Below are 10,457 nucleotides of genomic sequence, written 5' to 3'. Positions count from 1 at the left end.
CGCCGGCACCGTCCTGACCGGCCCCGGCGTCGCCCGGGGCAGTGGCAGCGCCGGCGCCGTCGGTTCCGGTCTGACCATCGGCACCCTGTCCGGCCGAGGCGTCCTGCTCGACCTGGGAGGTGGTGTCGTCGGCGGTGGGCGTCGCCTCGTCCTCGTCACCGCCGAACAGCTGGACCAGTCCGACGCCGACCGCCAGCACGACCGCGGCCAGCAGCACCATCGCGATTGCGCGGTACGGCGGGCCGGTCGGCTCGTCCATGGCCGGGCCGTCGCCCTGCGTGTAGGGGTCGTCGGCGCCGTGCGCGCCGCCGTACTCGGGATCGCCGTACTCGGCATCGCCGGGCTGCGGGCTGTCGTACTGCGGGTTTCCGGACTGGGAGCTCACGCCGCCGAGTCTAGGTCAGTCGAGCCGCATTCCCAGGTTGCGCGCCGCGCGTGCCTTCTGTCGGCTGGAACGCATCCGGCGCAGCCGCTTGACGAGGAGCGGGTCCGCGGCCAGGGCCTCGGGGCGGTCGATGAGGTCGTTGAGGATCTGGAAGTAGCGCGTACCGGACATGTCGAACTGCTGCCGGATCGCCTCCTCCTTGGAGCCGGCGAATTTCCACCACTGCCGCTCGAACTCGAGCATGGCCCGGTCTCGTTCGGACAGGACGGGGTCGGCGGCGTGGAGCTCGGCCGCCCCCTGCGCGCGGTCCTTCTCGCCCTGCACCTCGCGTGCCGCGGTGGCTGACCGACCCATGTGCCTGCCTCCTGACCGTGATGACCTCTGATGACCACTACCCGGATCACCGTGCGGATGAAATACCGTGCGAGTGAAATACCGTGCGAGTGAAATACTGTGCGGGTGAAATACACCCTTGTGATTCCCCCGTAGTGAACCACACGCCTCCGACACGTCGCCATGTCCGGCGCTCTAGAATCGACCACCATGGCCGTCCGTCCCATCGTCATCCTCGGCGATCCCGCGCTCCACGCCCCCACCGAGCCCGTCACCGAGTCCCCCGAGGAACTCGCAACGCTGGTGCAGGACCTCTACGACACGATGGACGCCGCGAACGGGGTGGGCCTGGCCGCCAACCAGATCGGCGTGCGCAAGCGCCTGTTCGTCTACGACTGCCCGGACCTGGACACCGAGGACGGCGAGGGCGTGACCCGCGAGGAGGTCGAGGCGCGCGGGGGCTGGCTCAACCGCCGCGGGTGCATCGTCAACCCGGTGCTCGAGACCTCCGAGATCCCCGAGACGATGCCGGATCCGGAGGACGACCTCGAGGGCTGCCTGTCCGTCCCCGCGGTGAACTTCCCGCGCGGACGGGCCTGGTGGGCGCGTGTGACGGGCACCGACGAGAACGGCGAACCCGTGTCGGTGGAGGGGTACGGACTGTTCGCCCGCTGCCTGCAGCACGAGGTGGGTCACCTCGACGGTTTCCTCTACACCGACGGTCTCATCGGCCGGAACCGCAAGGCCGCCAAGCGCCACATCCGCGACGCCGGCTGGGGAGTGCCCGGCCTGAGCTGGGACCCGGCCACGGATCCGGACCCGTTCGCCGACGAGGAGGACGACTACGACGACGACGAGGTCGTTCCCGACCATGACTGAGCGGGACCGGGACCTGTCGGAACGGTCCCGGTGGAACGCCGGCCGCCGGGTGGCGGTGGGCGATCGCGTGGTGGTGCGTCGTCATCTGGAGGCGGGCCAGACCTCGCACCTGTACACCGACGTCATCGGTCGCGTGGTCGAACTCGAGCCGGAACTGGTCGTGGCCCGGGAGTCCGGTGAGCAGGTGCGGATCCCCGACGCCGACATCGCCGTACTCAAGGTGGTTCCGCCGCGGCCGGTGCGGGCCCGCGACATCCGGGCGCGCGAGTACGCCAGCGCCCTGGCGTGGCCCGGACCGGAGTACGAGGTGGTCGACGGCTGGTTCTGCCGCGCCGGCGACGACTGGTCCTACCGCGGGAACTCCGCGGTGCCCGTCCTGCCGTGGGCCAACTGTGAGGACCTGGACGGGGTGCGCGACTGGTACGCCGCCCGCGGCCTGCCGCTGCGCCTGGTGGACGTGGACCGGCTGGTGAAATCCGAGCGAATGAAACTCGACGGCGCCCCGGTGGACCCGGCACGGATCCACGCCGACCGCGAACTCCTGCTCTGCACGGTCGACAGCCGCGACCTGCTCGCGGTGGTCGACGAGGCGTTCCCCGCGGCCACCCGTCCGGCGGTCACGCTGGTCGATCGTCCCGATGACGACTGGCTGGCGCTCTACCACGCCACCGCCGACCTCGCCCCCGAACGCGTCCGGCCCGCGATTCTCGCCACCGCCGGGCTCGTCAACTCCGGGCCCGACGCCGGTTCCCCCGGCCCCGGCGGCCACGCGGTGTTCGCCCGACTCGAGGAGGACGGGGAGCTGGCCGCGATCGCCCGGGGCGCCGTCACGACCGGTCCCGACGGCGAAGCGCGGATCGCGGTCTCGTGCGTGGAGACCGCGGACGCCCACCGCCGCCGCGGCCTGGCCGAGGTGGTCACCGGCTCGCTCGTGGAGTGGGGACTGGGCCTCGGCGCGCAGGAATGTCACCTGCACGTGTTCGCGGACAACTCCGCCGGGCGCGGCCTGTGGGCCAAGCTCGGACTGCAGCCGCACCATTCGCTGCGCCACCTCGTCGTCGTCGACTGACACCGGCTCCGCTCCCACGGTGACACCGCCGCGCCGAGGGCAATACACTCGGGCGCATGCGTCTGGCCACCTGGAATGTGAACTCGATCCGCGCCCGGAGAGACCGCGTGCTCGCGTGGCTCGAACGGTCCGACGTCGACGTCCTGGCGATGCAGGAGACCAAGTGCAAGGACGAGCAGTTCCCCGAAGACGCGTTCCGTGAGCTCGGGTACGAGGTCGCCCACCACGGGCTGAGCCAGTGGAACGGGGTCGCCGTGGCCTCCCGGGTGGGGCTCGAGGACGTGCGTCTGGGCTTCGACGACATGCCCGGCTTCCACAAGGATCCCGAGGTCTCGCAGGACCCGGAGGCCCGCGCCATCTCGGCGGTCTGCGACGGCGTCCGCGTGTACAGCCTCTACGTCCCCAACGGCCGTGAGCTGGGCGATCCGCACTACACCTACAAGCTGGAGTGGTTGGCCCGCCTGCGCGACCACGCGTCCGCCGAACTGGCCGCCGACTCCGACGCCCAGATCGCCCTGGTGGGTGACTGGAACGTCGCGCCGCTCGACGAGGACGTGTGGGACATGGAGGTCTTCGACGGCAAGACCCACGTCTCCGGCCCCGAACGGTTGGCGTTCGCGGCGTTCGACGGCGCCGGGTTCCGCGAGGTCACCCGCGAGCACACGCCCGGACCCGGCGTCTACACCTACTGGGACTACACCGGGCTCAGCTTTCCCAAGCGCAAGGGCATGCGCATCGACTTCCAACTGCACTCCCCCGCGCTGGCCGCGCGGGTGAGCGGGGCGTTCATCGACCGCGAGGAACGCAAGGGAAAGGGCGCCTCGGACCACGCGCCCGTCGTCGTGGAGCTCGACTGAGCCATGTCCACGTTCCAGCTACGCCATTACATCGACCGGCTCCGCGCCGAGGGTTTCACGGTCCGCGACGACCACGGTGAGGACCCGGATCTCATCGACATCCACGGCCGGGCCGTCGACACCTGGCGGGAGAACTACCCGTACGACGAGCGACTGGACCGCAACCAGTACGAGGTCGAGAAGTACCTGCTGCAGATCGAGTTGCTGAAGTTCCAGAACTGGCAGGCCGAGACCGGGCACCGGCAGGTGATCGTGTTCGAGGGCCGCGACGCCGCCGGCAAGGGCGGGACGATCAAGCGGTTCAGTGAGTACATCAACGTCCGGCAGGCCCGGGTCGTCGCGCTGGTCAAGCCGACCGAGACCGAGATGTACCAGTGGTACTTCCAGCGGTACGTGGCCCATCTGCCCAGCCGCGGCGAGCTCGTGCTGTTCGACCGCTCCTGGTACAACCGCGCCGGCGTGGAGCGGGTGATGGGCTTCTGCACCGATTCCCAGTACGAGACGTTCATGGAGCAGGCGCCCATGTTCGAGAAGATGCTGGTCGAGTCCGGGGTCGGTCTGACCAAGTTCTGGTTCTCGGTCACCCGCGAGGAGCAGAAGACCCGGTTCGCGATCCGGCAGCTCGACCCGGTCCGTCGGTGGAAGCTCTCGCCCATGGATCTGCAGTCCCTCGGCAAGTGGGACGAGTACACGGAGGCCAAGGAGGAGATGTTCCGTCGGACGGACACCGAATGGGCCCCGTGGATCACCATCAAGTCCAACGACAAGAAGCGGGCCCGCATCAACGCGATGCGCTACTTCCTGAACCAGTTCGACTACCCGGACAAGGACCCCCAGGTGGTGTTCGACCCGGACCCGCAGATCGTCCGACGCGGCAAGGACGCCGTCGGGGACTAGCGGAGGGAGCGCCAGCGAGCGGAGCGATGTCCCCGCGCACAGAACCCGTCGGGGACTGACTGACCGGGCCTGATGGGAGGCCCCGGGAATGTCTCGGCGGCGGCGGGCCTTGCACTGGGCATGAGCCATATCAACGACCCCGCCGTCATCACGCGCCTGCTCACCGAGAAGGGCCGCTGGGCCGTCGCCGGCCTGTCCAGCAACTCCGCGCGCACCGCGTACGGGATCGCCGCCTACGTCCGCGACCTGGGGCACGAGATCGTTCCGGTCCATCCCAAGGCCGAGACCGTGCACGGTCAGCAGGGCTACCCGGATCTCGCGTCCGTTCCCGGCGAGGTCGATGTGGTCGACGTGTTCGTCAACTCGCAGCTCGCGGGCGGCGTGGTGGACGATGCGATCGCCAAGGGAGCCAAGGCGGTCTGGTTGCAGCTGGGCGTGGTCGACGAGGCCGCGGCGCAGCGGGCGAAGGATGCCGGGCTGGACGTGGTGATGGACGCCTGCCCTGCGATCGAAGCCCCTCGTCTGGGCCTGGCCTGAACCGCGGACCCGGCCCGGTCTAGAAGCCGCTCGAGGCCAGTCCCACCATCGCGAAGATGAAGATGAAGTACAGCACGATGAGGACTGCCACGATCGCCAGCGAGATCATGCCGAGCTTCTTGGCGGTCGCACTGGCGGCCTCGGCTTCGGCGTGGCGACCGGCGGCCCACAGCGGGTAGACGTCCAGCGCGCGGGTCATCGCGACGAACGACAGCGGCCAGAAGAAGAGAATCGACGCGACCGCCCAGCCGACGTTCGACGGCGGGCCGGGGCGAATTGCCGAGGTGGTCCCGTATCCGCCCGCCCCGCCGAAGGACGGGGTCTGCGCGCCGTAACCGGTCGGGGTCTGCGCGCTGTAGTCGGTCTGTTCGTACGAGCCCTGGCCGTACGGGCTCTGTCCGTATGTGCCCTGTCCGTACGGGCTCTGTCCGTATGTGCCCTGCCCGTACGGGTTCTGGCCGTAGGAGCTCCGACTCGCATCGTCGCCACCGGTCGAGTCGCCGTCGGCAGTATTCCCCTGGGGCGGGTAGGTCATGGGAGTCCTCTCCGGGTAGCTGGTCGTCTGGGGTCAGACTACGTCCCGCTCTCCCGGCCCCTTCTCCGCCGCTCGTCGGCCGGCTGACAATGGTCACCGCGGGCCACGGTCACCGCCCGGCGCCTGTCACGGCTGGGCGACCAGGAGCTGATATTCCGGGAAGCGAACGAGGAACCGCCGCACATAGCTGCAGACCGGCCGGATCTTGAGCTCATCGAGCCGCATGCGGGTGAGGACCAGGCTGACCAGCAGGCGAGCGATTCCCTGCTGGCCGTACCGCTCCTCGATCACGGTATGGAGCAGGATGTAGACGTCGCCGTCCTTCTCGTAACCAACGAGACCCATGAAGGTCTCGCTGTCCCACAGTTCGAAGCGGTCTCTATCGGTGTTGTGGACCAGCTTGAGCGACGTTACAGGGGACATCAGAACTCCTTCTTCAGGGCGTGTTCCACCCGCGATGCTACTCGTCGGGTTACGCTCGCCCCTGCACAATCACATACTCATCCACACGGGAGTCCGCTTCGATGCGCGGGCTGAGAGGACGACCAGCCGGGTCGTCGACCGTAGAACCTGTCCGGATCATGCCGGCGTAGGGAGATCAGGAAACACCATGGGCACAGCTTTATTCGCCGACGGCACCGACGGCACCGACGGCACCCCGATCGACGCCGTGACGTGCGGCCCCATCCATTCCAGCAGTAAGGCTCATCTTGAGGTGCCCGGTGAGTTCGGTGACGGCCAGCGCGTACCCGTGCGCCGGATCGCGCTCACCGACGGCACGACGTTCGACGTCTACGACACCTCCGGCCCATATACCGCGTACGCGGACCCGGCCGACTGCCATGACCTGGGCGCGGGCCTCCCGCCGACCCGCCGCGAGTGGTCCCACCCCGGACCTGTCCCCGCCTCGCCGGAGAACCCCACTCCCGTCCGGACGCAGTTGGCCTGGGCCCGGGCGGGCCTGACAACCCCGGAGATGCGGTTCATCGCCGTGCGGGAGGGAATCGATGTCGAGGTGGTGCGTTCGGAGGTCGCCGCCGGTCGGGCGATCATCCCGGCCAACCATCGTCATCCGGAGAGCGAGCCGATGATCATCGGCAAGCGCTTCCTCACCAAGATCAACGCCAACATCGGCAACTCGGCGGTCACCAGTTCGATCGCCGAAGAGGTCGAGAAGATGGTGTGGGCCGCCCGGTGGGGCGCGGACACCATCATGGACCTGTCCACCGGCCGGGACATCCACGAGACGCGGGAGTGGATCCTGCGCAACTCCCCCGTCCCCGTGGGCACCGTGCCCATCTACCAGGCACTGGAGAAGGTGGGCGGCGACCCGGCCCGTCTGACCTGGGAGTTGTACCGTGATACCGTCATCGAACAGTGCGAGCAGGGCGTGGACTACATGACCGTCCATGCCGGAGTGCTGCTGCGCTACGTCCCGCTGGCGGCCAAGCGGGTCACCGGGATCGTGTCGCGTGGCGGATCGATCATGGCGGCGTGGTGCCTGGCGCACCACCGCGAGTCGTTCCTCTACACCCACTTCGAGGAATTGTGCGAGATTCTCGCCCGCTACGACGTGACGTTCTCCCTCGGTGACGGTCTGCGGCCGGGGTCGATCGCCGACGCCAATGACGAGGCGCAGTTCGCCGAACTGCGCACGCTCGGGGAGCTCACCGGGATCGCCAAGAGCCACGGCGTGCAGGTGATGATCGAGGGTCCCGGTCACGTGCCGATGGACAAGATCGTGGAGAACGTGCGCCTCGAGGAGGAGTGGTGCGAGGAGGCCCCGTTCTACACGCTGGGCCCCCTCGCCACGGACATCGCGCCGGGCTACGACCACATCACGTCCGCGATCGGCGCTGCCCGCATCGCCGAGGCGGGCACGGCGATGCTGTGTTACGTCACGCCCAAAGAGCACCTAGGCCTGCCCGACCGGGACGACGTCAAGACCGGAGTGATCACCTACAAGATCGCCGCGCACTCGGCCGATCTGGCGAAGGGTCACCCGGGCGCGCAGGCCCGCGATGACGCGTTGAGTACCGCCCGGTTCGAGTTCCGTTGGCGGGACCAGTTCGCCCTGGCCCTCGACCCGGACACCGCCCTGGCGTACCACGACGCGACGCTGCCCGCGGAGCCGGCGAAGACCGCGCACTTCTGCTCGATGTGCGGTCCGAAGTTCTGCTCGATGCGCATCTCCCAGGACATCCGCGACTACGCCGCGGAGCACGGGATGGAAACGGTGGAGGCGATCGAGGCGGGGATGGCGGAGAAGTCGGCCGAATTCTCCGAACTCGGTGGCCGCGTCTACCTGCCGATCACCGAGTCGTAGTTCTCACCGGCGGCGAGGGCCGCGCCGGTCCCCACCGCGCCCGACGGGCCGGGACGTCGGTGCTCAGTAGGTCGGATCGGCCGACCGAGCTCAGGCGTCCCGGCGCAGTGTCATCAGCACCCCGACGACCCAGAGGGCCACGCACACGGCCGCGAACCAGGCGAACGCCGGCCACTCGCCCCACGTGATGTACCCGCGGACGCTCTCTCCCTGGGTCCAGAAGTCACCGTTGGCGAACGGCATCCAGGCGGCGATGTCCTCGCCGACCCGCGGGATCAACGAGACCATGCCCTCGAGGGCCAGTATCCACACGAGGAACAGGGAGATCGTGCCGGCGGCGTTGCGCATGATGTACGCCAGGCCCGTGACCGCGATCGTCCCCAGTGCGGCGTAGACGGGGAAGCGCCACAGGTAGGTCAGCCCGTCTCCGGAGAACGGGGTCCAGCCCTCGTTTCCGGAGAGCGCCCCGGCCACGAGGAGCGCCAGGATCACCGCGATGGCTGTGACCACCATCGAGAGCACCGTGAACAGGGCGGTCTTGGCCAGGATGGCAGGCCAGCGCGACGGCGTCGTCAGGAACGTCGCCTTGATCGTGTGATAGCGGTACTCGCCGGTCACACCGACGATCGCGGCGATCCACGCCAGCAGGACGGTGAACGCACTGACGCCGAGGATCGCGAACAGCGGGTCACTGCCGCCGCCGGGCGCACCGGCCATCGGGTCCCCTGTGGCGGGCTGCTCGAACTGGCCGATGACCACGGCAAGCACCACTGCCAGGCCGATGCCGATCGCGTACAGCCAGTAGGCACTCTTGGTGGTGGTGACCTTGATCCACTCGGACTTCAGCTGGTTCATCGGGTGGACTCCTGACCGTGGTACTCGACGTCCTGGTCGGTGAGGGCCATGAAGGCCTCCTCCAGCGACGCCCGCTTCTCGTGCAGTTCGTGGACGGTGATCCCCAGGCTGGCGGCGACATCGCCGACCTGCGGCGCGCGGAGGTTCTGGATGAGGAAGACACCCTGTTCCGCGTCGAACGTGGCCTCGATGCCCTCATCGCGCGCGGCGGCGGTGAACTCGTCGACGTGCGGGGTGCGCAACACCACCGAGGATGTGGCGGCGTCCAGGAACTCCTCGACGGAGGTCTGCGCGCGCAGCTTGCCGCGGCCGATCACGACGAGGTCCTGGGCGGTCTGCGCCATCTCCGACAGCAGGTGCGAGGAGACGAGCACGGTGCGGCCCTCTGCGGCGCGCGCGTGCATGAAACGGCGGATCCACAGGATCCCCTCGGGGTCGAGTCCGTTGACGGGCTCGTCGAACAGCAGGACCTCGGGGTCGCCGAGCATGGCGGTGGCCAGACCGAGTCGCTGGCGCATGCCGAGCGAGTATCCGCCGACCTTGCGGCCGGCGACGTCGGTGAGGCCGACCAGGCCGAGCACCTCGTCGACGCGGCCCGGGGCCACCCCGTCCGCCGCGGCGACCATCCTCAGGTGCGCGCCGGCGGAACGGTTGGCGTGGGTCCAGGACGCGTCGAGCAGACAGCCCACCTTGTGGGCGGGGCGATCCAACTCGCGGTACGGGGTGCCGTTGATCAGTGCCTGCCCGGACGTGGGGGTGTCGAGACCGACCATCATCCGCATCGTCGTGGACTTCCCGGCGCCGTTCGGGCCGAGGAATCCGGTGACGACGCCGGGACGGACCTCGAAGCTGAGGTCGTCCACGGCGGTGGAGGCGCCGAAGCGCTTGGTGAGATTCCGTACCTCGATCATGGTCCCCAGTCTGCCTGCCGGGGCGCGGGCAGCGTGCGTCCACCTACTCAGCCCGCGTACAGGTAGTGCAGTACTAGGCTCGTGACCATGGATGACGCCACGCCCGAGCCGGATCGCCATCTGCCGTCGGTCCGCGCCTCCGACGCCGAGCGCGACGCCACCGCCAAGCTCCTCCAGGAGTCCTTCTCGGAGGGGAGGCTCACGCTCGCCGAATTCGATGACCGGACCTCGCGGGCGTACGCCGCACGCTTCCGGTCCGAGCTCATCGAGCTGACGCACGACCTGCCGATCGCCCACCACGAGCACGACTCGACGCCCGCGACCCGGCCACATGGGGCCCCGGCGCGTCGCGTCACCGGGGCCAGCGGGCCCGCCTCGTCGCTGGCGATCATGGGCGGAGTCGAACGCAAGGGGACGTGGACCCTGCCCACCGTGCATACCGCGTTCGCCCTGATGGGCGGGGTCGAGATCGACCTGCGCGGCGCCTCCCTGCAGTCCCACGAGACGACGATCCGGGCGTTCGCGATCATGGGCGGCATCGACATCTACGTCCCCGACGACATCCATGTGGAGATCGAGGGCCTGGGGCTGATGGGGGGCTTCGGCGAGGAGTCCGGGAACTGGAAGCCCGATCCGCGACCGGTCCGCCAGGCCCCGCCCGGAGCCCCGGTCATCAGGGTCACGGGACTGGCGCTCATGGGCGGGATCGGCGTGCGGCGGGTGCCGCGCACCGAGGACTGACCGTCGGCGGGCTGGCGGACAGGTCGCGCGCATGCCGTCGGGCGGCCGGTAGGGCCTCAGTCGACCGGAGGGCTGGACGCCTGCGCCCAGAAGCGTTTCGGGATGCGGCCGGCGAGGCGGGCGGCGTGCCCG

The 10,457-nt window shown here is 69.3% G+C and carries 12 protein-coding genes and 1 pseudogene; 7 read left to right on the top strand and 6 right to left on the bottom strand.

Features of this window, described 5'->3' with window-relative positions:
- Nucleotides 1-385 (bottom strand): annotated as a pseudogene (locus G6023_RS16050) (LytR C-terminal domain-containing protein); the annotation flags it as partial.
- A 15-nt stretch (nucleotides 386-400) separates the two neighbouring features.
- Nucleotides 401-739: a nucleoid-associated protein NapA gene (locus tag G6023_RS13860; protein ID WP_083249858.1), complete on the bottom strand. Its 339-nt coding sequence runs from the start codon at nucleotides 737-739 to the stop codon at nucleotides 401-403.
- 189 nt (nucleotides 740-928) lie between these two features.
- On the opposite strand from G6023_RS13860, the gene G6023_RS13855 reads away from it, so the two are divergent.
- From G6023_RS13855 to G6023_RS13835, 5 genes are all read left to right on the top strand, one after another.
- Nucleotides 929-1,597, top strand: coding sequence for a peptide deformylase (locus tag G6023_RS13855; RefSeq protein ID WP_182636051.1), 669 nt, complete (start codon nucleotides 929-931; stop codon nucleotides 1,595-1,597).
- On the top strand, nucleotides 1,590-2,666 hold the full coding sequence (locus G6023_RS13850; protein ID WP_182636049.1) for a GNAT family N-acetyltransferase: 1,077 nt from the start codon (nucleotides 1,590-1,592) through the stop codon (nucleotides 2,664-2,666). The genes G6023_RS13855 and G6023_RS13850 overlap by 8 nt, the downstream gene beginning before the upstream one ends.
- Nucleotides 2,667-2,722: 56 nt before the next feature.
- Nucleotides 2,723-3,523, top strand: a complete 801-nt coding sequence (locus G6023_RS13845) for an exodeoxyribonuclease III (protein WP_182636047.1) — start codon at nucleotides 2,723-2,725, stop codon at nucleotides 3,521-3,523.
- A gap of 3 nt (nucleotides 3,524-3,526) precedes the next feature.
- Nucleotides 3,527-4,420, top strand: a complete 894-nt coding sequence (ppk2, locus tag G6023_RS13840) for a polyphosphate kinase 2 (RefSeq protein ID WP_132062502.1) — start codon at nucleotides 3,527-3,529, stop codon at nucleotides 4,418-4,420.
- Between the two features lie 120 nt (nucleotides 4,421-4,540).
- On the top strand, nucleotides 4,541-4,957 hold the full coding sequence (locus tag G6023_RS13835; RefSeq protein ID WP_132062500.1) for a CoA-binding protein: 417 nt from the start codon (nucleotides 4,541-4,543) through the stop codon (nucleotides 4,955-4,957).
- Nucleotides 4,958-4,976: 19 nt separating this feature from the next.
- On the opposite strand, the gene G6023_RS13830 is transcribed toward G6023_RS13835, so the two are convergent.
- A complete protein-coding gene (locus G6023_RS13830) occupies nucleotides 4,977-5,492 on the bottom strand; it encodes a CD225/dispanin family protein (RefSeq protein ID WP_132062498.1) in 516 nt (171 codons plus the stop codon).
- A 126-nt stretch (nucleotides 5,493-5,618) separates the two neighbouring features.
- On the bottom strand, nucleotides 5,619-5,915 hold the full coding sequence (locus G6023_RS13825; RefSeq protein ID WP_067719316.1) for a GNAT family N-acetyltransferase: 297 nt from the start codon (nucleotides 5,913-5,915) through the stop codon (nucleotides 5,619-5,621).
- A gap of 187 nt (nucleotides 5,916-6,102) precedes the next feature.
- On the opposite strand from G6023_RS13825, the gene thiC reads away from it, so the two are divergent.
- On the top strand, nucleotides 6,103-7,818 hold the full coding sequence (thiC, locus tag G6023_RS13820; protein WP_182636045.1) for a phosphomethylpyrimidine synthase ThiC: 1,716 nt from the start codon (nucleotides 6,103-6,105) through the stop codon (nucleotides 7,816-7,818).
- 90 nt (nucleotides 7,819-7,908) lie between these two features.
- On the opposite strand, the gene G6023_RS13815 is transcribed toward thiC, so the two are convergent.
- Together G6023_RS13815 and G6023_RS13810 are read right to left on the bottom strand one after the other, a co-directional pair.
- Nucleotides 7,909-8,673: an ABC transporter permease gene (locus tag G6023_RS13815; protein ID WP_182636043.1), complete on the bottom strand. Its 765-nt coding sequence runs from the start codon at nucleotides 8,671-8,673 to the stop codon at nucleotides 7,909-7,911.
- Nucleotides 8,670-9,584, bottom strand: coding sequence for an ABC transporter ATP-binding protein (locus G6023_RS13810; RefSeq protein WP_182636040.1), 915 nt, complete (start codon nucleotides 9,582-9,584; stop codon nucleotides 8,670-8,672). Before G6023_RS13810 ends, G6023_RS13815 begins: the two co-directional genes overlap by 4 nt.
- Nucleotides 9,585-9,671: 87 nt before the next feature.
- Between G6023_RS13810 and G6023_RS13805 the strand changes: the two genes are divergently transcribed.
- Nucleotides 9,672-10,325 (top strand): DUF1707 SHOCT-like domain-containing protein, encoded by a 654-nt coding sequence (locus tag G6023_RS13805; protein ID WP_182636038.1) that lies wholly within the window; start codon nucleotides 9,672-9,674, stop codon nucleotides 10,323-10,325.
- Nucleotides 10,326-10,457 lie beyond the last annotated feature (132 nt).

It is taken from the genome of Dietzia sp. DQ11-71 (assembly GCF_014144995.1).
GTDB lineage: Bacteria > Actinomycetota > Actinomycetes > Mycobacteriales > Mycobacteriaceae > Dietzia > Dietzia kunjamensis.
The sequence above is the reverse complement of the archived record's forward strand: the minus strand, read 5'-3'. Positions and strand labels throughout refer to the sequence as shown.

Bases quoted from the DNA above. Each gene is read 5' to 3' on its own strand.
- G6023_RS13860 (WP_083249858.1), bottom strand. From the start codon at position 739: ATGGGTCGGTCAGCCACCGCGGCACGCGAGGTGCAGGGCGAGAAGGAC.
- G6023_RS13855 (WP_182636051.1), top strand. From the start codon at position 929: ATGGCCGTCCGTCCCATCGTCATCCTCGGCGATCCCGCGCTCCACGCC.
- G6023_RS13850 (WP_182636049.1), top strand. From the start codon at position 1,590: ATGACTGAGCGGGACCGGGACCTGTCGGAACGGTCCCGGTGGAACGCC.
- G6023_RS13845 (WP_182636047.1), top strand. From the start codon at position 2,723: ATGCGTCTGGCCACCTGGAATGTGAACTCGATCCGCGCCCGGAGAGAC.
- ppk2 (WP_132062502.1), top strand. From the start codon at position 3,527: ATGTCCACGTTCCAGCTACGCCATTACATCGACCGGCTCCGCGCCGAG.
- G6023_RS13835 (WP_132062500.1), top strand. From the start codon at position 4,541: ATGAGCCATATCAACGACCCCGCCGTCATCACGCGCCTGCTCACCGAG.
- G6023_RS13830 (WP_132062498.1), bottom strand. From the start codon at position 5,492: ATGACCTACCCGCCCCAGGGGAATACTGCCGACGGCGACTCGACCGGT.
- G6023_RS13825 (WP_067719316.1), bottom strand. From the start codon at position 5,915: ATGTCCCCTGTAACGTCGCTCAAGCTGGTCCACAACACCGATAGAGAC.
- thiC (WP_182636045.1), top strand. From the start codon at position 6,103: ATGGGCACAGCTTTATTCGCCGACGGCACCGACGGCACCGACGGCACC.
- G6023_RS13815 (WP_182636043.1), bottom strand. From the start codon at position 8,673: ATGAACCAGCTGAAGTCCGAGTGGATCAAGGTCACCACCACCAAGAGT.
- G6023_RS13810 (WP_182636040.1), bottom strand. From the start codon at position 9,584: ATGATCGAGGTACGGAATCTCACCAAGCGCTTCGGCGCCTCCACCGCC.
- G6023_RS13805 (WP_182636038.1), top strand. From the start codon at position 9,672: ATGGATGACGCCACGCCCGAGCCGGATCGCCATCTGCCGTCGGTCCGC.